Annotated in this window: 20 protein-coding genes; 12 read left to right on the top strand and 8 right to left on the bottom strand. The window is 71.7% G+C overall.

Translation table 11 applies throughout. From position 1 onward, the window contains the following. Positions 1–74 precede the first annotated feature (74 nt). The 8 genes from E1202_RS06425 (at position 75) to E1202_RS06390 (ending at position 8,079) form a co-directional block, all read left to right on the top strand. Positions 75–839 carry a PIG-L deacetylase family protein gene (locus E1202_RS06425; protein ID WP_132681632.1) on the top strand — a complete coding sequence of 255 codons (765 nt, stop codon included), beginning with the start codon at positions 75–77 and terminating at the stop codon, positions 837–839. A 332-nt stretch (positions 840–1,171) separates the two neighbouring features. Then, a complete protein-coding gene (locus tag E1202_RS06420; RefSeq protein WP_132681631.1) occupies positions 1,172–3,655 on the top strand; it encodes a LuxR family transcriptional regulator in 2,484 nt (827 codons plus the stop codon). Positions 3,656–3,936: 281 nt separating this feature from the next. Next, entirely contained in the window at positions 3,937–5,055 is a 1,119-nt protein-coding gene (locus E1202_RS06415) for a hypothetical protein (protein WP_132681630.1), read from the top strand. 15 nt (positions 5,056–5,070) lie between these two features. Continuing rightward, the gene (locus tag E1202_RS06410) at positions 5,071–5,397 is read left to right on the top strand and encodes a hypothetical protein (RefSeq protein WP_132681629.1); all 327 of its coding nucleotides are present in this window, start codon (positions 5,071–5,073) and stop codon (positions 5,395–5,397) included. Continuing rightward, on the top strand, positions 5,394–6,209 hold the full coding sequence (locus E1202_RS06405) for an ESX secretion-associated protein EspG (RefSeq protein ID WP_132681628.1): 816 nt from the start codon (positions 5,394–5,396) through the stop codon (positions 6,207–6,209). Before E1202_RS06410 ends, E1202_RS06405 begins: the two co-directional genes overlap by 4 nt. 18 nt (positions 6,210–6,227) lie before the next feature. Further along, a complete protein-coding gene (locus tag E1202_RS06400) occupies positions 6,228–6,629 on the top strand; it encodes a YbaB/EbfC family nucleoid-associated protein (RefSeq protein ID WP_132681627.1) in 402 nt (133 codons plus the stop codon). Beyond that, the gene (locus tag E1202_RS06395; protein WP_132681626.1) at positions 6,629–6,934 is read left to right on the top strand and encodes a type VII secretion target; all 306 of its coding nucleotides are present in this window, start codon (positions 6,629–6,631) and stop codon (positions 6,932–6,934) included. Before E1202_RS06400 ends, E1202_RS06395 begins: the two co-directional genes overlap by 1 nt. Further along, a complete protein-coding gene (locus E1202_RS06390) occupies positions 6,934–8,079 on the top strand; it encodes a WXG100 family type VII secretion target (protein ID WP_132681625.1) in 1,146 nt (381 codons plus the stop codon). The genes E1202_RS06395 and E1202_RS06390 overlap by 1 nt, the downstream gene beginning before the upstream one ends. Before the next feature lie 49 nt (positions 8,080–8,128). Here E1202_RS06390 and E1202_RS06385 read toward each other — a convergent pair whose 3' ends face one another. The 3 genes from E1202_RS06385 to E1202_RS06375 all read right to left on the bottom strand — a co-directional run bounded on the left by E1202_RS06385 (position 8,129) and on the right by E1202_RS06375 (position 10,092). Then, positions 8,129–8,917, bottom strand: a complete 789-nt coding sequence (locus E1202_RS06385) for an ion transporter (RefSeq protein WP_132681624.1) — start codon at positions 8,915–8,917, stop codon at positions 8,129–8,131. A 66-nt stretch (positions 8,918–8,983) separates the two neighbouring features. Continuing rightward, entirely contained in the window at positions 8,984–9,430 is a 447-nt protein-coding gene (locus E1202_RS06380; RefSeq protein ID WP_132681623.1) for a hypothetical protein, read from the bottom strand. 77 nt (positions 9,431–9,507) lie between these two features. Next, positions 9,508–10,092, bottom strand: coding sequence for a TetR family transcriptional regulator (locus E1202_RS06375; protein ID WP_132681622.1), 585 nt, complete (start codon positions 10,090–10,092; stop codon positions 9,508–9,510). Between the two features lie 93 nt (positions 10,093–10,185). Here E1202_RS06375 and E1202_RS06370 point away from each other — a divergent pair, with 93 nt between their 5' ends. Both E1202_RS06370 and E1202_RS06365 read left to right on the top strand, forming a co-directional pair. After that, positions 10,186–11,217, top strand: a complete 1,032-nt coding sequence (locus tag E1202_RS06370) for an NAD(P)-dependent alcohol dehydrogenase (RefSeq protein WP_132681621.1) — start codon at positions 10,186–10,188, stop codon at positions 11,215–11,217. A 166-nt stretch (positions 11,218–11,383) separates the two neighbouring features. Continuing rightward, on the top strand, positions 11,384–12,307 hold the full coding sequence (locus E1202_RS06365) for an alpha/beta hydrolase (protein ID WP_132681620.1): 924 nt from the start codon (positions 11,384–11,386) through the stop codon (positions 12,305–12,307). A 185-nt stretch (positions 12,308–12,492) separates the two neighbouring features. Here the strand turns inward: E1202_RS06365 and E1202_RS06360 are convergent, their stop codons facing one another. Together E1202_RS06360 and E1202_RS06355 are read right to left on the bottom strand one after the other, a co-directional pair. Continuing rightward, a complete protein-coding gene (locus E1202_RS06360) occupies positions 12,493–13,701 on the bottom strand; it encodes an acyl-CoA dehydrogenase family protein (protein WP_132681619.1) in 1,209 nt (402 codons plus the stop codon). 31 nt (positions 13,702–13,732) lie between these two features. After that, on the bottom strand, positions 13,733–15,025 hold the full coding sequence (locus E1202_RS06355; RefSeq protein ID WP_132681695.1) for an acyl-CoA dehydrogenase family protein: 1,293 nt from the start codon (positions 15,023–15,025) through the stop codon (positions 13,733–13,735). 254 nt (positions 15,026–15,279) lie between these two features. Between E1202_RS06355 and E1202_RS06350 the strand changes: the two genes are divergently transcribed. Next, positions 15,280–16,770 carry a potassium/proton antiporter gene (locus E1202_RS06350; protein WP_408006095.1) on the top strand — a complete coding sequence of 497 codons (1,491 nt, stop codon included), beginning with the start codon at positions 15,280–15,282 and terminating at the stop codon, positions 16,768–16,770. A 6-nt stretch (positions 16,771–16,776) separates the two neighbouring features. Here the strand turns inward: E1202_RS06350 and E1202_RS06345 are convergent, their stop codons facing one another. Continuing rightward, positions 16,777–17,124 (bottom strand): hypothetical protein, encoded by a 348-nt coding sequence (locus E1202_RS06345; RefSeq protein ID WP_132681617.1) that lies wholly within the window; start codon positions 17,122–17,124, stop codon positions 16,777–16,779. 131 nt (positions 17,125–17,255) lie between these two features. Between E1202_RS06345 and E1202_RS06340 the strand changes: the two genes are divergently transcribed. After that, complete coding sequence (locus tag E1202_RS06340; RefSeq protein ID WP_132681616.1) at positions 17,256–18,041, top strand: IclR family transcriptional regulator; 786 nt, start codon at positions 17,256–17,258, stop codon at positions 18,039–18,041. A gap of 4 nt (positions 18,042–18,045) precedes the next feature. Here E1202_RS06340 and E1202_RS06335 read toward each other — a convergent pair whose 3' ends face one another. Then, the gene (locus E1202_RS06335; RefSeq protein ID WP_132681615.1) at positions 18,046–18,993 is read right to left on the bottom strand and encodes a hydroxymethylglutaryl-CoA lyase; all 948 of its coding nucleotides are present in this window, start codon (positions 18,991–18,993) and stop codon (positions 18,046–18,048) included. Continuing rightward, a complete protein-coding gene (locus tag E1202_RS06330; protein WP_132681614.1) occupies positions 18,990–20,210 on the bottom strand; it encodes a CaiB/BaiF CoA transferase family protein in 1,221 nt (406 codons plus the stop codon). The genes E1202_RS06335 and E1202_RS06330 overlap by 4 nt, the downstream gene beginning before the upstream one ends. Between the last annotated feature and the right edge of the window lie 4 nt (positions 20,211–20,214).

Genomic DNA, 20,214 nt, shown 5'->3' with positions numbered 1-20,214 from the left:
CTTCGCGGGTCTGCGGCGGATCGGTGGACGCGGGTGCAGAATCGGAGCACGTCCAACCGAGGGGGCTCGTTGCGATGCCCGAGTTGTTGCCCGCTCTGCCCGATGAGACCTTCCGGCGCGTGCTCTGCGTCGTCGCACACCCGGACGACATGGAGTACGGCACCTCAGCGGCCGTCGCGCGCTGGAGGTCCCGGGGCATCGACGTCGGATACCTGCTGCTCACGCACGGTGAAGCGGGCATGCCCAACCCGCCTGAGGAGACCGCGTCGCTGCGCTTGGCCGAGCAGCGGGCGGCGTGCGAGACGGTCGGCGTCGAACACCTCACCGTGCTCCAGCACCCCGACGGCGTGCTGGTCTACGGCCTGGACCTCCGCCACGACATCTGCCGCGAGATCCGGCGCTTCAAGCCGGACGCCGTGGTCGGCACGCCGTACGAGATCGAGACACCGATGGGGTTCAACCAGTCCGACCACCGCGTCGCGGGACTGGCGACCATCGACGCGATCAACGACGCGGGCAACCGGTGGATCTTCCCCGAGCAGATCGACGACGACGGCCTCGACACGTGGAGCACGCGGTGGTTCCTCCTGCCGGGGATGGTCGGCGAGCTGGACGCGACGCACGGCGTGGACGTCACCGGCAGGCCGATGCAGCTCGGCGTCGCCTCGCTGGAAGCCCACGGCGCGTACCTGGCCGCGATCCCGGAGCACCCCGCCCCGGCGGACTTCATCCCGAAGATCCTGGCCGCCAACGGAAAGCTCCTCGGCACAGAGCACGCCGTCCTCTTCCGAGCCTTCGACCGCCACTCCCCTCCAGACTTCCTCGAAGACCTGGCTTAGGGGTCTCGTGGTTGCTTTGCGTGGCGGTGCGGGTAGCGGAACCTGAGCGGCTTCGCGGACTCCGTGCGCCGCTCCTGATGTATGTCCAATACACGGCGTCACGGCGTACTCGCCACGAAGCCGCTGAAGAAACCGCGGCGGTGCCGGTTGAGTCCCGCACTTGAAACTGCGGCTCCGCCGCATCCCCATGCATTTCCTTGGGCGCTGTGAGCTGCGTCGTGGTCCGACGCAGCTCACAACGGATTCGGCGGGCTGTTCTGCCGAAAGCGGTGTGGGGCAGTGGGGTTCGCCGTAGTCTGGTTCTGGAAGGTCGTGGGACAGCTGGGGGTGGCGTGACGCTCGTCGGGCGGGACGATTCGTTGCGCGTTCTGGCCGATGCCACCTCGGCCGCGAAGGTCGGGCAGGGGTCGTTGGTCGTGGTGCGGGCTGATCCTGGCATCGGAGTCACGGCCCTGCTGGAAGCGCACCTCGCGGCGATGCGCGACTCCGGACTGCACCTCCACCGGGTTCCGGTGCTGCGGCCGAGCGGACGCACATCGCTGTCGGCCGGAACACCGGACTGGGACGAGCCCGCCGTGGTCGTCATCGACGACCTCCACCACGCCGACGACGACACGCTGCTGACGTTGCACGGCCTCGCCGAGGAGGTCTACGGCCGCCCGCTGCTGGTCGTGGCAGGTCGGCATCGCGGCGTCGCACCGGAGCGCTTCGCCGCGCTCGACCGGTTCGCCATCGTGCACGACCTCGCCCCGCTGGACGACGACGCCGTCAGCGCGATGCTCCAGGGACCGTCGCCGAACGCGGCCGACGCCGGGGGGAACCCGTGGCTGCTGAGCCGGATCGACGACGCGGACAGGGTCGCGCAGGTGACGTCGTGGGCCGCGGACCTGGCCGGGTCCGACGTCGGCGTGCTGCGCTGCGCCGCCCTGCTCGGCGACGCCGCCTCCGTCGACGACCTCGCCGCGGTGGCCGCTGCGACGCCGACCGACGTGCTCTCCGCCGTCGGCAGGATGTCCGCGCGAGGCTTGGTCGACGAGTCCGGCGGCGAGGTGCGGGTGCGATATCCGCTGGTGCGCGACGACATCGCCGCCGCATCGACGGGCTTGCGCGGCTCGGTGGCTCGCGCGCTCGCCGACCGGGGAGCACCCGCCGAGCGCGTGGCCGACCACCTCGTGCACGCGCCGGTGGACCCCTGGACGGTGGACTGGCTCGCCGCACGCGCCCACCAGCTGACCTCCCGAGCCACCCCGGCCGTGGCGCGACTGCTGGAACGGGCGGTGGCCGCGCTGCTGCCCGGCGACCCGCGGTTGCCCGAGCTGCGGGTGGCGTGGGTCGAGGCGCTGCTGTGGAGCGGACGGACCGAGCAGGCGCGCAGGGTCGCCTCCGAAGGTCTGCTGGCCGACCCGGACGAGCCCATCCGGCACCGGCTGCTCGTCGTGCTGGGCGTCATCGCCAACGGTGAGTTCGACGCCGAAGCGGCCCTCGCGGTCTGGGAAACCGAACGGCGCGAAGGGGAACTGCCCGCACGCCTCGCCGCGCTCGACGCCTACGCCCACCTGCTGGCCGGAGACCTGGAAGCCACCCAACGCGCGGTCGCCCGGGCCGGTCGGGCAGCTGGCGACGACCCGCTCGTGGAGGTCTACCTGTGCAACGTCCGCGCCATCGGGCAGTGCCTGCTCCGCGACTACGCCGCGGCCGGTGACCAGCTGGATCGAGCCTCGGTTCTGCTGGAGGTCTCCGCCTACGACCGCGCGCAGTGGCTGATGTCGCGGTTGCTGCGGGCGGTGCTGCAGAACCTCGAACACGACCCCGCCGTCACCGAGACCATCGAGCAGGCGCGCCCGGTCGCCCGCGAACTCGGCCTGGGCTTCCTGCCGTGGACGCACACCATCGCCGCCGTGACGGCGCTCAACTTCGGCGAGTGGGACCGGGCGCTGGCCGAGGTCGAGGACGGGCTGGCGCTTCCGCACCAGCACGGCATGGCGGGACCGCTGCACGCGGTCGCGGCCACCATCCTGCTGAACCGCGGCGACCTGCCGACCGCGCGCGTGCACGCCGAACTCGCCGACGAAGCCGACCTGTACGGCGTGGCGATGTTCTACGAGTCCTTGATGATGGTCACCCGCGCCGTGCTGGCCGGCGTCGACGGCGACCTGAAGCGGGCGGTCGACATCGTGCGCGACGTCGTCGACCACGACGTCGGGATGCGCCACGACCGCTCGGTCGCCCCGGTCTGCGTCCCGCTGGTGCGCATCGCCGTCGCCGGGGGTGAACGCGACCTCGCCCGCCGCCTCATCGACCGGATGCGGGAGTGGAGCGACGAGGACGACAGCAGGATCGGCTACTGCACGGGCCTGGTCGACCGCGACGTGGACCGGCTGCTCGCCGCCGCGCAGGACTTCGCCGACAACAGCACCCCGCTCGCCGCCGCGCAAGCCGCGCAGGACGCGGCGGTGGCGCTGGCCGCCTCCGGCAGGTCCGATGCCGCCAAAGCCGCCTACCAGAGCGCGATCGACGGGTTCGCCGCGATGGCTGCCCACCGGGAGATCGATCGGACCGCCGCCCACCTGCGCTCCTACGGGGTGCAGCTGGGCGCGTCCGGCCCGCGCGGACGCCCCAAGCACGGCTGGGACAGCCTCACCGGCGCCGAGGTGCGGGTGGTCGAGCTCGTCGCCCAGGGGCTGACGAACCGCGAGGTCGCCGAGCGGCTGATCCTGTCCGTGCGCACGGTCGATTCCCACGTGTCGCGCATCCTGCGCAAACTCGACTGCGCGTCCCGCCTCGAACTAGCGGTCAAGTACCGAGACCGCTCTTAGGGCCACGTGGCGTGGTTGCTCTGGTTGGCGGTGCGGGTGGCGGAACCTGCGGCGGTGCCGTGCTGAGTCCCGCACTTGAAGCAGCGGTTCCGCCGCATTTCTGACCCGTCTCCGCGCGAACATCAGCAACATCACCGATGTTTCGGGGGCCGCCTTCTGGTGATCTTTCGGTACCGCGCTGGAGGGGCGCCGCTGGCATGGGGGCAGCGGGCGCTTTTCGCCTTCCAGCGCCGCGACTTCGGCCGCGGGTACCGGCCGATCAGAGGAAGGCGGAACCGGACATGACCGAATCCGGAGAGGTGAACGTCGTCGCCGCGGCGTCCGCGGGGGTGCAGGACCTGGCGAGGGCGACCACGTCCGTGCTCGAGGAGGCCGGGCCGGTCGGCGAGGTGGGAAAACCCGTCGTGCGCACCCTCACCAACGTGTGGGAGGGCTACTTCGGCTCGCCGATCCCGCCCGAGGGCACCAACTGGAACGCCTACACCCACGAGCAGCTGTACGCGATGGTGTGGGAGAACGCCGACGTCGCCGACGTCACCGGTGTCGCCGACGAATGGGGCAGGCACAGCACCGAACTCGCCGGCCACGCCGATGCGATGCAACGGCACCGGGTGGAGATCGGCACGCACTGGAACAGCGAGTCCGCCGATGCGGCCACCAGCAGGCTCGGGCAGATCGGTGACCGGACCTCCGGCGTGGGGGAGCGGGCGAGCACCGTGTCCGACGCCGCCCAGAACGCGGGCGACGCGCTGGCTTCCGCCCGGAAATCGATGCCGCCACCGCCCGGGGACGCGACCGGAGCCGTGATGGGCACCGGCGTCGCCGGGGCGGGCGCGGGTGCGGTGGTCGGCGGTGTCATCGGTGCCGCTGCGGGAGGTGTCGGCGCGGTGCCCGGCGCCATGATCGGCGCGGCCGTCGGTGCCGCCGCGGCCGGCGGGACCAGCATGTTCCTGGCCTCCGCCAACGCCGCCGAGAAGAAGGCGGAGGCGGTGCACGTCATGTCGCAGTACGAGGCGGCGTTGCGGCGCAGCAGTGCCGCGATCGCTCCGGCCGAAGCGCAGGGCGCCGGCTGGGGGTCGGCGCCCGCGTCCACCTCGGCGGCGGGGTTCTCCGGCGCGGGTGGAGCGGCCACCGGCGGTGGAGTGCCGTGGGCGAAGTTGGTCGGTGGCGCCGATCCGCTGGGCGGAGCGGGCCGCGCGGGCGCGGGGCTCGGACTGGTCGGTGCGCGGGGCCTGTTCGGCGGACCGGGCGCGTCCGGTGCCGGTGCGAACGGGGCGGCGCCCGCCCGGGGAGCCGCCGGTGGTGAGGACGACGAGCAGGTGCACGAGAACAAGCTGCCCACGATCGACCACGGACTTTTCGACGACGACCGACCGGCCAGCGCGCCGGTCATCGGCTGAGAGGGGAGCGGACCGTTGAGCGGATACCGAGTCACCACCGAGAACCTCGCCGCGCAGGTCGGAGAGCTGTCCGAGGTCGGGGACCAGACCGAGCGACTGGTGAGCTCCGCGCGGCAGCTGGCCGAGCGGATGCCGATGCTGGGCACCGCGCCACCCGCTCTGCACCTGGCGACGCGGTTGCGGCAGAGCGCCGGCGAGTCCGGGCTGTCCCACGAGATCACGGCGGCGCGCACCGAGCTCGGCGACTTCCGCAGCGCGCTGCACGAGACCGCCACCGGCTACGAGAACACCGACACCGCCGCCGCGGACGCGTTGCGCGGCACCGAGGGGACGGCGACATGACGACCGCGCTCACCCGTCCGCGCAGCGACGGGATCCACTTCGGACAGATCGAGCTCGACCTGCTCGCCTCGCACGCCGGGGTGAACTGGCCGTTCCCGCTGCGCATCCCGTCGTTCGGGCGCATCGCAGGGGAGCGGGAGGTGCTGTTCGCCGCGGCCGGGCACACGCTGCGGGCGCGCGGGCTCGCCGACACCGACGGCCCGGCCGGAGCCGCCGCCGAACTCCTCGACGCGCTCCGGCAGCACCGGGGCACCGTCGACCTGGTGGTGATCGGGGCGTCCGGGGCGACGGGTGTGCTGGCGATGGTCTACCGATCCTCGGCGCTGATCTTCGAGCAGCCGCTGGACGACGATCCGGCCACCACCGTGCGGATCCGCCGCATCACCGCGAACGCCCTGGTCGACGAGCTCTTCGCGCTCGTGCCGGAGCGGGAACCGGCGAAGTCGATGCCGATCAACCTCCCGCAGCGCGTGGTGGACGACGTCGCCGAGCTCGACCGGATCGACGACGACAGCACCAAGCGGCGGCGCTTCCGCGAACTGGTCCGGGACTGCGGTGGCGATCCCGGGGTGCTGGACCGGCTGGTGAGCGTGCTCCCGGCGCTCACCGGTCGCGGACAGCTCGGCGCCACCCGGCGCACCGGCGGCGGTCACCGGCGTCAGGGGCAGGAACTGTCCTGGTTGGACGGTCCGCACGGGCGGCTGCGGGTGAGCCGGACCGATGGCGGCTGGGTGAGCATCAACCCGCTGCGACCAGCGGTCGTGCGCGCGGCGCTGGCGGACGTGGTCGCGATCGCTCGCGAACAGCGCTGACCTTCGAGAGGAATCACGGTGAACTCAGCACAGCAGTGGCTCGCGGACTACGACGCGACGCTGGCGCGCGCCGCGGCCGACGCGAAGGCCGCCGGAGCCGCGCTCGGGCAGGTCAGCGGCACGGCGTCCTCGCCGCGCGGGGAGATCTCGGTGCAGGTCGGGCCCAGCGGTGCGCTGGTGGACATCCGGCTGACCCCGGCGGCCCGCGCGATGGAGGCCGAGAAGCTCGCCCAGCTCATCCTCGCGACCACGCAGCAGGCGCAGCGGATGGTGGGCACGCACGTCATGGAGATCATGACCGACTACCTCGGCGACGGCCCGGCCCTGGACTTCGTGCGGGACAACATGCCCGTCGACACCGGAGAGCCGGAGCCTCAGGACGACGACGACTTCTTCGACAACCCAAGGGTGATCGTCTGATGAGCACCGAGTTCCACGTCGACCACGAGCAGATCCGGGCCCACGCCGGAACCGTGGCGCGCCTGTCCGACGGCCTGTCGGCCGCGGCCGGTGCCATGACCGGCGGCCCGGCGAGCAACGCGCTCGGCACGTTCATGGAGTTCGCCACCGTCGGGCTCGGCGACGCCATCTCCCAAGCCGCCCGAGCGGTGTCGTCCGCATCCGGAGCGCTGGACAGCGTCAGCCGGGGGCTGGCCGGAAGTGCCGAGGACTACCAGCGCGCCGATGACGAGGGTGTCGCGGCGCTGCGCGGTGGGGAAGCCTGATGAGCGTGGACCTGAGCCTGCCGCTGGGTTCGGCGGGCACCATGCGGTTCGTCGCCGACGTGCGCTCCACCAACGACGCGGTCCGCGGCGGCGGGTGGGACTCCGGCGACTACGGTTCCGAGCCCGCCGGTGGCACGAGCGACCCGCTGTCGGCGCTGGCCGGGTCGGGATTCGGTTTCCTGGCCGACCTGGTGCCGTTCCTGGGCGAGCCGTTGCAGCAGCTCGCGGGCGATCCGGGCGCGGTCGCCTCCAGCGCGCAGAGCCTGCGGGACACCGGGAGCGGCGTCGCTTCGATCTCCGATTCGTACGGTCAGGCGGCCGGTCCGGAGACCAGCGGCTGGTCGGGCGCCGCCGCCACCGAGTACCTCAAGACCGCGGCCGAGCTCGTCGGCGGTCTGCGGGGGATCGGCGAGGCCGGCACCGGTCTCGGTGAGGCCCTGGCCGGCATGGGCGATGCGGTCGTCAAGACCGCCAACGAGGTCACGGTCCTGGTCAACGAGGCGGTGGGCCGGATCGTCGTCATCATGAACCAGGCCATCGCCGCCGCGCAGGCCACCTTCGGCGGGAGCATCGCGGCGGCGATCCCGCAGGTCGTGCAGATCGCGACCGAGTGCGGCGTCCGGATCTCGGGGCACATGGGCAACCTGCTCGCCAGCGCGCAGGGCCTGCTGGGGCACGTCGACGAGGTCATGAAGGTGGTCGGGGCCATCGGCGGCGTCGTCTCGAAGATCGCCGACCAGGCGCAGCAGGTCACCGCCGGATCGGCGGCTCCCGGTGGTTCCGCCGCCGCGATGGGCGAGCCGGGTTCGGTTCCCGCCGGCTCAGGGGCGTCGAGCTCGCCCGGCCTGACCAGCGCGGCCTCGATGCCCGGCGGTGCGGGCGCGCCGCAGATGACCCCGAGCCCGGGAGGTGCGGCGCAGGCCGGACCGGTTCCGGGGATTCCCGTCGCAGGAGGCGCGAATCCGGCCGCCGCGGGGGTCTCGGCCAGCGGTGCCGGTGGCTTCCTGCCGCCGATCACCCCGCAGCGCAAGCAGCAGGAGTCAGAACCCGAGCGCACCTCGTCGCCGTCGGCGCGGCTGTCGGGCGAGCTCGACCCCCCGGAACGGGACGATCCCCGGTACGGCACGCACCACTCCGGTCGCTGACTCCGCGCCCGCCGTCGCCGGGTGGAGCTGAGACCGGCTGGTCCAACGCTCATTCCTGCTGGTATCGGGCTCTGTAGGAGCTGGGTTCGGCAGGCGGTTCGGGCTCGGACTCGTGGAGGCCGAGCTGGACCGAGCGGCGGATCTGGTCGCGGTTCTCGCGGACGACCTCGGTGAAGAAGCGATCGGTGCGCTCGTCGTTGAGCACGTCGAGGATGACCCGGATCGTGGTGTCCACGATGGACTTGACGATCTCGTCGTGGAACGGGAGGTGCTTGATCCGGCCCACCTGCTGGTCGTTCTTGAGCTTCTCGGTGACGATCTCGCGCAGCACCTCGCGGTGCTCGCCCAGCGAGCGTGCGACGTTCTCGGGGTAGTGGCCGGTTTCGACGACCTTGACGACCTCGTCCAGGACCGCGACCGTGATCGGCTTCTTGATGGCCAGCACGATCGGCCGGGAGAACCGCTCGATCACCCGTTGCGTGATGCGTTCGCCGAAGGCGCGGTCGGCGGTGCGGGCCAGGCGCATCAGCAGCACGACCACGCGCAGCAGCCGGAATCCGCGCAGCGCGGGGTGCGCGACCGGGATCATGCCGAGGATCTCGTACCAGCTCTGCAGCGGGAACCGCCGGTTCCACGAGTGCTCGCGCCACCGCCACAGGAACTCGGCGAAGAAGACGCCGCAGATCGCCGTGTCGATGACGAACACCGCGTGCGCGGTCTCGTGCGTCGTGTCGAAGAACGTGGCGTAGCAGAGCAGCCCGAGCGAGAACACCGCGAGCACGAGCATGGCGATGTCCAGCGTGGACGTCCGGCGGGGTGCCTCGGTTGCGCTGGTCATGGTCGTGATTGTGTCTCACGTTCCCACCGGGACCGGACCACCCGCGCCGGACGCGGCGGTACCGCGTCAGATCCGCATCGGTTCCCGGGCGAAGTGGCGATTCGCGCTCGGCTGGAACATCAGCGCGGTCGCGGCCACGACTCCGCCGATGTGGATCAGCCTGACCAGCAGGAACGGCCACGCGAACGGCCCGTCTCCACCGAGCGCGCCCAGCAGCGCTCTCCCGCCGGAGATCTCGAGCGCGGCGGGCACGGCCATCGAGGTGAGGCCGAGAACGCTGAGCATCACCGTCAGCGCGCTTCGCGCCCAACGCCTGCCGCGCGCGAAGTGGAAGATCAGCACGCCCGCGATCGCGAACACCGGCAACCGGATCGCGAGCTGGGACGCCACGTCGGAGCCGAGCGCGTCCTCGCTCATGGCCCGCAGCACGGCCAAACCCGACTCGACCACGCCGCAGGCCACGGCGATCGTCCAGGCCGTGGTGGCGCGTCGGACCGAAGCTGGTGCGTTCATGCCGATCAGTCAACGCCGTGCGCGCGTCCGGCGCCTCCGGTACATCCCCGGCAACGGCCCTTACGCCCTTCGCGCGGTCAGCTGGTCATCACCGCGCGGCGGACGGTGTCGCGGAGGAGTTCGCGGCGACGCTGGTGGTCCTCCTCGGGTTCGTCGGCGGAGGCGGCGTAGACGTTGCTGACCGGCGACCAGGCCATGGACATCGAGATGACCAGCGCCATCACGTCGAACGGGTCGCCCGGGACGACCTGGCCCGCCGCCTGGGCCTCGGCGATGGTGCGGAGCTTGTGGTCGTTGCGCTGATCGGCGTCGGCCAGCAGGGGACCGGTGGGGCGCCGCTCCATGCGCGACCAGGTGGCCAGCCGGATGAGGTCGGGGCGCAGCAGGTAGTCGTCGTAGAGCCGCACGGCCCAGTCGGCGAGGTCTGCGCTGATCGGCACGGCGTTGACGATCCGGTCCAGGGATGCCGTGAAGATCGCGTCGAACAGGGCCTCCTTGTTGCCGAAGTAGCCGTAGAGCTGGGCCTTGTTGGTGCGCGCGGTGGCCACGATCCGCTCGATGCGCGCGCCTGCGATGCCGTGCTCGGCGAACTCCTGGGTGGCGACCTCGACGATCCGGTCCCGGGTGGCGGCTCCGCGCGAGGTCAGGGGCTTGTCGACCATTCCAGCAGGTTAGCAAACAGAACAGTTGGTTTGCTTTCCTCCCGGTCCGGGTCTAGCTTGAATAGACAGAACAGTCTGTTTGGAGGAGTTCCGATGAGGACCACGGCAGGATGGCGAGCGGACGGACCCGCGGAGAAGCTGAACCGGGTGTCCCTTCAGCGGCGCGACCTGCGCGCCGACGACATCGCCGTGCGGGTCGACCACTGCGGGGTCTGCCACACCGATCTGCAGAGCATCAACGCGGCGCGAGGTCCGGTCGTGCCCGGGCACGAGTTCACCGGGACCGTCACCGAGGTCGGCGCGAAGGTGACCCGGTTCGCCGTCGGAGACCCGGTCGCGGTCGGCAACATCGTCGACTCCTGCGGCGAGTGCGCGATGTGCCGCGCGGGGCAGGAGAACTTCTGCCACGAGTTCCCGACCCTGACCTACGGCGGAACCGACCGCCACGACGGGACGACCACCCTCGGCGGCTACACCCGCGAGCACGTGGTCCGGGACGCCTTCGCCTACGCCCTTCCCGCCGGGCTCGACGCGGCCGCCGCCGCGCCACTGCTGTGCGCCGGGATCGCGGTGTGGGAACCGCTGCGGTCCCTCGGCGTCGGCCGCGGAACGCGGGTGGCCGTCGCCGGTCTCGGCGGTCTCGGGCATCTGGCGGTGAAGTTCGCGGTCGCGCTGGGCGCCGAGGTCGCGGTCATCAGCCGGACGCCCGGCAAGCTCGACGACGCCCTGCGGCTCGGTGCCCGGGATCTGCTCGTCTCCACCGACGAGGCGCGGATGGCCGCGTCGCGGGAGCGGTTCGACGTCATGATCGACACCATCTCCGCAGCGCACGAACTCGGCCCCTACCTGCGGCTGGTGGCGATGGACGGTGCGCTCGCGCAGGTCGGTCACCTCGGTCCGGTCTCAGTGGACACGATGGACCTGCTGATCGGACGCAAGAAGCTCACCTCCGCCGGCAGCGGCGGACGCCCGGCGACGCAGGAGATGCTCGACTTCTGCGCCGAGCACGACATCACCGCCGACGTCGAGGTCCTGCCGTCATCGCAGGTCAACGAAGCCCTGGAACGCCTGAGCCGCAACGACGTCCGCCACCGCTTCGTCCTCGACATGTCCGACCTGGACTGAAGTTCCTCGCCCTGCCAACGACTGCCCTCCGCGCCGCAGCTGATCGTGATTCGGGGGTCGTCCACCGGCACCTGCTGCTCGTGCCGGACCTTTCCGACGCAGCTGCGGAAGTCGACGTGAGCGGGGGTGAGTTGTCCGCGACGGCTTTCGCGCTCACCCTGGTGAGGTGGACAGCGAGAGCTACGCCCGCTTCCTGCCGGATTCCTACCGACGGCGTGCCTCCGAAGTGGAGCCGACGTCGACCTGGTGGCACTGGCGGGACGGTCGCGTGCACATCGCGCGGGTGGCGGCTCCGGAGGCGTCCGCGCGGGTCGTGGTGATCCACGGTGCGGCCGGTCATGCGGGGGCGTTGTGGCCGGTGTGCGCGCCGATCGCGGGCATGGCCGACCTGCTGCTCGCCGACCTGCCGCCCTACGGCAACACCGCCGTGCCGCGTCCGCACCGGATCCGCTACGGCGACTGGGTGGAGCTGCTGTGCGAGCTCGTCCTCGCCGAGCGGCGGCGCGACGACCGGCCGCTGGTGCTGCTCGGCGCGAGCATGGGCGGGATGCTGGCCTACGAGGTCGCCGCCCGCACCGGGCAGGTGTCGGCGGTGGTCGCGACCTGCCTGCTCGACCCGGCTGACGCCGAGGCCCGCCGTCGGGCCGTCCGCGCTCCGCTCGGTTCGATCCCGCCGGGTGGTCTCGGCGTGCTGGAACGGCTCGTCGGCGGTGTCCGGGTGCCGATGCGGTGGCTCGCCGACGTGCGCAAGATCAGCCGCGACCCGCAGCTCGCCGCGCTGTGCGCGGCCGACCCGCGAGGTGGCGGCGTCAAGATCCCGATCGGCCTGCTCACCAGCTTCGTCCGCTACGGCCACACCCCGCCGGAGGACTTCGGCTCGGTCCCGCTCGTCCTCGCCCACCCAGCAGCCGACGACTGGACCCCGCCGGAGTTCAGCCTGCGCTTCCTCGACCGGGTCAAGAGCCCGACCACGGCCGTGATGCTGGACGACTGCGGCCACTACCCGGCGGAAGAACCAGGCCTGACCCACCTGGCCGAAACCCTCTACACCCTGGTGGGCAACACCCTCGAAGAGCACGCCGAACCCTGACCCGCCGGACCCCGGCCGGCTCTCGGCCCGTCCGGTCCCGCCGCGGGTGACCCGATTACGGCCGCGATCGGGAACCCGAAAACGGCGGTATTCCGGGTTCGACCCTGAATACCGCCGTAATCGGGGGCCTGAACACCGCCGCAATCCGTCCCACCCACCCCCGGTTGTCGGGGTGGGACGGGGGGTTACTTGAGCTCGGCGCTGGACTTGCCGAGGAGGCGGCGGGCGACGATGAGCTGCTGGATCTGCTGGGTGCCCTCGAAGATGTCGAGGATCTTCGAGTCGCGGGCCCACTTCTCCAGCAGCGACTCCTCGGTGTAGCCGACGGTGCCGCAGAGCTCGACGCAGCGCAGGGTGATGTCGACGACCGAGCGGCCGGCCTTGGCCTTGGCCATCGACGCCTGCAGCGAGTTCGGCTTGCGGTTGTCGGCCATCCACGCGGCCTGCAGCGTCAGCAGGTACGCGGCCTCGTAGTCGGCCTCCAGCTGCAGGTACGCAGCAGCGGCGGCGTGCTGGGAGTTGGCCGGGCGGTCGTAGTCGACCGTTACGCCCGCCTCGGCGAGGACCTTCGCGGTCTCCTCCAGCGCGGCCCGCGCCACGCCGATGGCCATCGCGGCGACCAGCGGCCGGGTGTTGTCGAAGGTCTGCATGACCCCGGCGAACCCGGACTTGGTGTCGATCTCCGGGGAACCGAGCAGGTTCTCCTTCGGCACCCGGCAGTTGTCCAGCCGGATGACGGCGGTGTCGGAGGCCTTGATGCCGAGCTTGTGCTCCAGGCGCTCGACCTTGATGCCCGGACGGGTCTTCTCCACCACGAACGACTTGATCGCCGCGCGGCCGAGGGACTTGTCCAGCGTCGCCCACACGACCACGGTGTCGGCGCGTCCACCGGCGGTGACGAAGATCTTCTCGCCGTTGAGGACGTACTCGTCGCCGTCGCGCTCGGCGGTGGTGGTGATGTTGGCCGAGTCGGAACCGGTGTGCGGCTCGGTGATGGCCATCGCCGCCCACACCTGCGCGAAGCGCTTGGCCTGCTCCTCGTTGGCGACCGAGGCGATCGCCGCGTTGCCCAGGCCCTGGCGCGGCATGGCCAGCAGCATCGCCACGTCGCCCCAGCACATCTCGATGGTGCCCAGCACCAGGTTCAGGTTGGCGCCGTTGCGGTTGCCCTTGGCGGCGTCGTCGCCGCCCTTGCGCACGCCGGCCGCGCCCGCGCCGCCTTCACCGGAGGAGTTCAGCCCGTCCAGCAGCGCGGCGAGGGTGTCGAGCTCCTTGGGGTACTCGTGCTCGGCGCGGTCGTACTTGCGCGAGATCGGGCGGAACACCTCGGAAGCGGCCTGGTACGCCTGGTTGACCAGCGCGGTCGCCTTCTTCGGGACCTCAAGATTGATCATGAGAAAAGAGTCCTTCGCGTCTCGAAGGTCCTCAGACGAGGACCGCGCCTTCCATCACGCCGATGGACCGCAGGTCGCGGTACCAGCGCTCCACGGGGTGTTCCTTGGTGTAGCCGTGGCCGCCGAGCAGCTGCACACCCGCGTTGCCGATGAGCATTCCCTTGTCGGTGGCCAGCTTCCGGGCCAGGGCGGCTTCGCGGGCGAACGGCTTGCCCTGCTCGGCGCGCGCGGCGGCGCGCAGCGTGGTCAGCCGGATGCTCTCCAGCTCGATGCCGATGTCGGCGACGCTGAAGGCCACGGCCTGGCGGTGGCTGATCGGCTCGCCGAACGCGGTGCGCTCGTTGACGTAGGGGATGACGTAGTCGAGCACGGCCTTGCCGGTGCCGGCCGCGAGCGCGGCCCAGGCCAGCCGGGAGAGCCGGACGAGGTCGGTGAACACGTCGAGCTTGCCCTCGCCGAGCAGCGCGGTCACCGGGACGTCGACCTGGTCCAGGTGGACCTTGCCGGTCGCCGCCGAGCGCAGGCCCATGGCCGGTTCGGCTTCGACGGACAGCCCGGAGGTGGAGGACTCCACGAGGAACAGCGCGGGGCTTCCGTCGAGGTTCGCCGAGATGATGAACAGCTCGGCCTGCGCGGCGCGCGGGACCAGCGACTTCACGCCGGTGAGCTGGTAGCCCTTCGGGGTGCGCTTGGCGGTGGTGCTCGGCTTGAGCGGGTCGCCGAGCGCGACGTGCTCCTGGAGCGCCAGCGCGGCGGCGGGCACGTTCTCGCCGGCGAAGGCGGGCAGGTAGGTGGCCTGCTGGTCCTCGTCGCCCCACAGCGTGAGCGCGGTCGAGACTGCCGAGGGCGCGAGCACCGAGATGGCCAGGCCCATGTCGCCGTGCGCGAGGGCCTCGGTGACCAGCACGTTGGTGACCGCGGAGCGTTCGGTGCCGATGCCGCCGAGGGACTCGGGGATGCCGACCGCGCTGAGCCCCAGTTCGGCGGAGCGCTCCAGCAGGTCGGCCGGCGGGGCGAGCTTGGCGTCGGCGTCCACGGCGGCGGGCCTCAGCTGCTCGGCGGCGAACTCCTGGACCGTCTCGGCGATGAGCGACTGCTCCTCGTCGGGTTCGAGGTCGAAGAGGTCCTTGGCCGGGGCGGGGGTCAGGCGCGCGGGCTTGTTGTGGCCCTGGATCTTCTTGAAGGACCTGGTCGCGGCGCCGGCGGCCTTGAAGCCGGTCCTGGTGCCCGACTGCACCAGGGTCTCGAACTGCTTGCGCAGCCCGAACTTGTCGATGATCGGCGCGCTGGCGATCTTGGTCAGGGCGGCGAGGCCGAGGCCCATGGCGTCGCGCTTCCGAGCGCCGCCAGCCTGTCCCCGATGGGCGTTTGACACGGTGCGTCTCCAATCGGCCGGCTTCGGCCGGGCATTACCTACTGACGAGTAAAATAACGTGCCCCGGTGGCACCGCGCCAGAGAGGTCGATCACGGCTTGCTCGCTTGTGCGCGCCGTGGATGGTTGAGGAGCCCGTTTCCGGTGGCCGGTGAAGCGATTGACTAGTATCACTGGCCGATTGTGTAGCGGGGGTCACATGTCGTTGGAGCAGCTGTACTGGGCGCTGCTCGCTGGTGCCTTGGTGCTGCTGGCGGGTGTCGTGGGCACCCGCGTCGCGCGCGGGGCGGGCCTGCCCAGCCTGCTGCTGTTCCTCGCGCTTGGCGTGGTGCTCGGCGAGGACGGGATCGGCATCGACTTCGACGACGCCGAACTGGCCCGCAACCTGGGCACGACGGCGCTGGCGGTGATCCTCGTCGATGGCGGTCTGACCACGAAGTGGTCGGACGTGCGAAAACTCGTGGCACCCGCCGGGATCCTGGCCACCGTCGGCATCGGCGTCAGCCTCGTCGTCACCGCCGCGGGGGCGCACTTCCTGCTGGGCTTCGACTGGCAGCTGGCGCTGCTGCTCGGCGCGATCGTGTCCTCGACGGACTCCGCGGCGGTGTTCTCGGTTCTGCGGGTGCTGCCGCTGCCCCGGCGCGTGGCCGGACTGCTGGAGGCCGAGTCGGGTTTCAACGACGCCCCCACGGTGATCCTGGTGCTGCTGTTCAGCGTGACCCCGCTGGTGTTCTCGCCGGGACAGGTCATCGCGAGCCTCGGGTACCAGCTGAGCGTCGGGGCGCTGCTCGGGCTCGGCGTCGGGTTCCTGGGCGCCGTGGTGCTGCCGCGCATCGCGCTGCCCGCGTCCGGGCTGTACCCGCTGGCCTCCTTCGGGCTCGGGTTCGTGGCCTTCGCCGCGTCCGGCACCGTGCACGCCAGCGGTTTCATCGCCGCCTACCTGTGCGGTGTGGTGCTGGCCAACAGCGGGCTGCCGCACCGCTCGGCGACCCGGTCGTTCGCCGAAGGGCTCGCCTGGCTGGCCCAGATCGGGCTGTTCGTGCTGCTCGGCCTGCTGGTCACGCCCTCCCGCCTGACGGTGGAGATCATCCCCGGGCTGGTCATCGGGCTGGTGCTGCTGCTGCTCGCGCGACCGCTGGCGGTGGTGCTGTCGCTGGTCTGGTTCCGGGTGCCGTTGCGGGAGCAGGCGTTCCTGTCCTGGGCGGGGCTGCGCGGCGCGGTGCCGATCGTGCTCGCCACCTTCCCGGTCGTGCACGGCGTCCCGAACGGCCAGCGGCTGCTGGACGTCGTGTTCGTGCTGGTCATGGTGTTCACCGTCGTGCAGGGCCCGAGCTTGCGGCCGCTGGCCCGGTGGCTGCGCATCCTCCCGCGCGAGGCCACGCGGGAGGTCCAGGTCGAGGCCGCCCCGCTGGACGTCCTCGACGCCGAACTGCTGTCGATGTCGGTGCCGCCGGACTCGGCCATGCACGCGGTCACGGTGCGCGAGCTCCGGTTGCCGGAGCCCGGCGTGGTCACCCTGATCATCCGTGACCGGCACACCTTCGTCCCCAGCCCGGAGACCGGCATCGAAACCGGTGACGAGCTGTTCATCGTCACCACCGTCGCCCAGCGCCAGGCCACCGAGAACCGGCTCCGCGCGGTCAGCCGCCGAGGCCGCCTCGCCCACTGGTTCGGCGAGCGCGGCGACCCGGCCTGACCCGCGTCAGCTCCGCCGCGCGACTTCGGCCGTGAGCAACTCGGATTCGTGGCGAGCGCGAATGCGGCCGAAGGTCCAGATCGTCAGGGCGTGCGCCACGGCCAGGACCAGCAGCAGCACGCCGATCCGGCCGACCACGGTCTTGGGCTCGCCGCCCAGGTCCATCGGCAGGATCGCGATGAGCGCGACCAGGCCGAGCGTCGCCAGGTGGAACACGACGGTCACCAGCTGGTTCAGCGGACCGGCGTTGTCCCCGAGCTCGCGGAGGTAGGCGGTGCCGCTGCGCCGCAGCAGATGCCCGTCCACGGCGACCAGGAGGACTCCGGCGATCAGGAACGTCAGCAACGATGTCATCGGACGTCTCCTTCCCTCGCCCGAGGCGGTACCCGGTGATCGACCGCCGGGAAACCGAGATCAACCGAAAGCACCAACCGCGGGTCCGGTCTTGCCGGAACGGGCGACCGCGTCTGCCGTATCTTCAGGACATGCCGGAGGAACACGATTCGGGCGGTGCGGCGCAGCGTCCGCTGCTGGTCTTGGGCAAGATCGCCGAGATCCTCAACGCCTTCACGCTGAGCCGCCCCGAGCTGAGCCTGCGGGAGATCCAGCAGATCACCGGGTTGCCGCAGTCCACGGTGCAGCGGCTGGTGACCAACCTCGTCGCGCACGGATTCCTGGACCGCGCGGAGGACCGGTTCCGCATCGGCGTCCGGATGGCCTACTGGGGCGCGGCGGCCGGCAAGGACCTGGACGTGCTGGGCGTGGTCAACCCGGTGCTCAAGGACCTCCGCGACATCACCGGTGAGACGGCGTGCTTCTTCCGCGCCGAGGGAACGCACCGGGTGTGCGTGGCGGTCGCCGAGACCCGCCACGCGCTGCGCCGGGAGGTCTCGGTCGGCAGCATCGCGCCGATCACGGTCGGCTCGGCCGGCCGGGTCCTGCTCGCGTGGGGATCCGGGTCGGCCGAACGCGCGCTGGCGGAAGAGCTTCCGCAGCTGACCGAGAGCACCGTGACCGACAGGGACGAGCTCGCCCGGCTGATCAAGAAGACCGCCGCCGACGGCTACGCGATCACCGTCGGCGAGCGGGTCGACGGCGCTTCCGGCCTGGCCGCACCGGTTTTCGACTCGAGCGCCGAACTCCTCGGCGCGGTGATGGTGCACGGACCGACGCTGCGGATGCCCCACGAGCAGTGCGAGGCGTGGATCGACGTGCTGATCGAGCACGCCGAGCGCATCACGCGCGCGCTGGGCGGCCGGCTCCCGCGCTGACCTCTCACCGGCAGGTCTCCTCGGTGCCCAGCGCCCACGGGAACGCGGTGGCGCTGGACCGGGAGCCCTGCGCGGCGCGCGAGCGGTCGGGTTCGCCGAGCTCGTCGAGCACTCCGGCGGACAGCGCGACCAGCCGGGCGAAGACCTCGGTGCCCAGCCAGTCCGGGCGCAGCGCGAACAGCAGGTCCTCGGTGGCGGCGTTGCCGCTGGCACCGGGCGCGAACGGGCAGCCGCCGAGACCGCCCAGCGCCCCGTCGACCTCCTCCGCCCCGGCCTGGACGGCGGCCAGCGTGTTGGCCACGCCCAGCCCCCACGTGTCGTGCCCGTGGTAGACGATCCGGCGCTGCGGGGTCCGCTCGGCGACCTGCGTGACCAGGCTGCTGACCTGCGCGGGGACGGCTTGGCCCAGGGTGTCCGCCAGGACGACGTCGGCGGCGCCGTCGGCGCGCGGATCGGCGGCGATGTCCAGCACCCGCTGCTCGGGCACGTAGCCGTCGAAGGGGCAGGTGAACGCGGTGGCGATGCACAGCTGGATCCGGCCACCCGCCTCCCGGCTCAGCTCCACGGCGCGCGGCATCGCGGCCAGGCTGTCCTCAGTGGACCGTCCGATGTTGGCCCGGTTGTGCGCGTCCGAGGCCGACAGGCAGTACTGGAAGTTGACCGCCCCGGCAGCGGCGGCCCGCTCCACGTGGCGCGGCGTCGCCACCCACACCCAGCAGCGCGCCCGCTCCTCGGCGGTCAGCGCCTCGACGACCTCCAGCGTGTTGGCCATCGAGGGGACCAGGTCGGGGCGAGCCAGCGAACCGACCTCGACGCTCGGCACGCCCAGCGCGAGCAGCTCCCGGACGATCGAGACCTTGCGGTCGGTGGACAGCTGCTTGCCGGTCAGCTGCAGGCCGTCGCGCAGCGTCACGTCCCGCAGCGCGGCCTGCGGCCGGAATCCGTGCGTCATTTCCGCTCCTCGATGTTCTCGGACGTCGTGCACAGCAGCGAACCGAGCACCTCCGCGGTGTGCTCCCCGAGCTCGGGGCCCGGTGTGCGCAGCGGCAGCGAGGTGCGGCCGATGACCGGCACGACCCCGGGGAACCCGACGTCGACCGGCTCGTCGCCGCCGGTGTCCACGCGCATGTCCTGGATCATGTCCCGCGCCCGGTACTGCTCGTCCTCGCAGATGTCGGCGGCGGTGTAGATCGGGCCCGCGGGCACGCCCGCCTCGTCCAGGGCCGCCAGCACGGCGTCGCGGGAGCGGGCGGAGGTCCAGTCGCCGATGGCCCGGTCCAGTTCGTCGCGGCGCGCCCAGCGCCCGGCGTTGGTCGCCAGATCCGGGTCTTCGGCCAGGTCGGGACGCCCGATCGCCTGCATGTAGCGGCGGAAGATCGAATCGCCGTTGCCCGCGATGACCACGCTGCTGCCGTCACCGCACGGGTAGGCGTTGGTGGGCGCGATGCCCTCCATCCGGCCGCCGACGCGCTGCCGCCGCACCCCGTGGGCGAGGTGGTCGGGGACCAGCGACTCCATCATCGAGAAGACCGATTCGTGCAGGGCGATGTCGACGACCCGGTCGGCCAGCGGCGTTCCGGTTCCGCGCCCCGACCTGCGCTCCAGCAGCGAGACGACGATCCCGAAGGCAGCGTGGAGACCGGCGATGGAGTCCCCGATGGACACCCCGACCCGCGAGGGCGGCCGGTCGGCCTCGCCGACGAGCTCCCGCATGCCGCCCATCGCCTCGGCGACCGCGGCGAACCCCGGTCGCTGCGAGAGCGGTCCGGTCTGGCCGAATCCGGAGATGCGGGCCAGCACCACGTCGGGGTTGGCGGCTCCCAGCGCCTCCGGTCCCAGGCCCCACTTCTCCAGCGTGCCGGGGCGGAAGTTCTCCAGGACCACGTCGCAGTGCCGGACCAGCTCCAGCACGGTCGCTCTTCCCTCGTCGCTGCGCAGGTCCAGGACCACGGACTTCTTGTTCCGGTTGATCGTGTGGAAGAACATCGACGTGGAGCCGCCGTGCAGCCGCCAGCCGCGCAGCTCGTCGCCGGTGCCCGGCCGCTCGACCTTGATGACTTCGGCGCCGAAGTCGGCCAGCATCCGGCCGGCCGTCGGCGCGGCGATGTAGTTGCCCAGTTCGAGGACGCGCACGCCCTCCAGCGGATACCGGGTGCTGTCGTTGCCCATTGCT

The sequence above is a fragment of the Saccharopolyspora karakumensis genome, from assembly GCF_004349225.1.
Lineage (GTDB): Bacteria > Actinomycetota > Actinomycetes > Mycobacteriales > Pseudonocardiaceae > Saccharopolyspora > Saccharopolyspora endophytica.
Note: the sequence above shows the minus strand (reverse complement) of the source record. Positions and strands in the feature narration are given on the sequence as shown.

Coding starts and splice junctions, on each gene's coding strand:
- E1202_RS06385 (WP_132681624.1), bottom strand. CDS start 8,917: ATGACCAGCGCAACCGAGGCACCCCGCCGGACGTCCACGCTGGACATC.
- E1202_RS06330 (WP_132681614.1), bottom strand. CDS start 20,210: ATGGGCAACGACAGCACCCGGTATCCGCTGGAGGGCGTGCGCGTCCTC.
- E1202_RS06340 (WP_132681616.1), top strand. CDS start 17,256: ATGCCGGAGGAACACGATTCGGGCGGTGCGGCGCAGCGTCCGCTGCTG.
- E1202_RS06425 (WP_132681632.1), top strand. CDS start 75: ATGCCCGAGTTGTTGCCCGCTCTGCCCGATGAGACCTTCCGGCGCGTG.
- E1202_RS06375 (WP_132681622.1), bottom strand. CDS start 10,092: ATGGTCGACAAGCCCCTGACCTCGCGCGGAGCCGCCACCCGGGACCGG.
- E1202_RS06405 (WP_132681628.1), top strand. CDS start 5,394: ATGACGACCGCGCTCACCCGTCCGCGCAGCGACGGGATCCACTTCGGA.
- E1202_RS06370 (WP_132681621.1), top strand. CDS start 10,186: ATGAGGACCACGGCAGGATGGCGAGCGGACGGACCCGCGGAGAAGCTG.
- E1202_RS06415 (WP_132681630.1), top strand. CDS start 3,937: ATGACCGAATCCGGAGAGGTGAACGTCGTCGCCGCGGCGTCCGCGGGG.
- E1202_RS06390 (WP_132681625.1), top strand. CDS start 6,934: ATGAGCGTGGACCTGAGCCTGCCGCTGGGTTCGGCGGGCACCATGCGG.
- E1202_RS06345 (WP_132681617.1), bottom strand. CDS start 17,124: ATGACATCGTTGCTGACGTTCCTGATCGCCGGAGTCCTCCTGGTCGCC.
- E1202_RS06335 (WP_132681615.1), bottom strand. CDS start 18,993: ATGACGCACGGATTCCGGCCGCAGGCCGCGCTGCGGGACGTGACGCTG.
- E1202_RS06395 (WP_132681626.1), top strand. CDS start 6,629: ATGAGCACCGAGTTCCACGTCGACCACGAGCAGATCCGGGCCCACGCC.
- E1202_RS06380 (WP_132681623.1), bottom strand. CDS start 9,430: ATGAACGCACCAGCTTCGGTCCGACGCGCCACCACGGCCTGGACGATC.
- E1202_RS06355 (WP_132681695.1), bottom strand. CDS start 15,025: ATGGGCCTCGGCCTCGCCGCCCTGACCAAGATCGCCAGCGCGCCGATC.
- E1202_RS06360 (WP_132681619.1), bottom strand. CDS start 13,701: ATGATCAATCTTGAGGTCCCGAAGAAGGCGACCGCGCTGGTCAACCAG.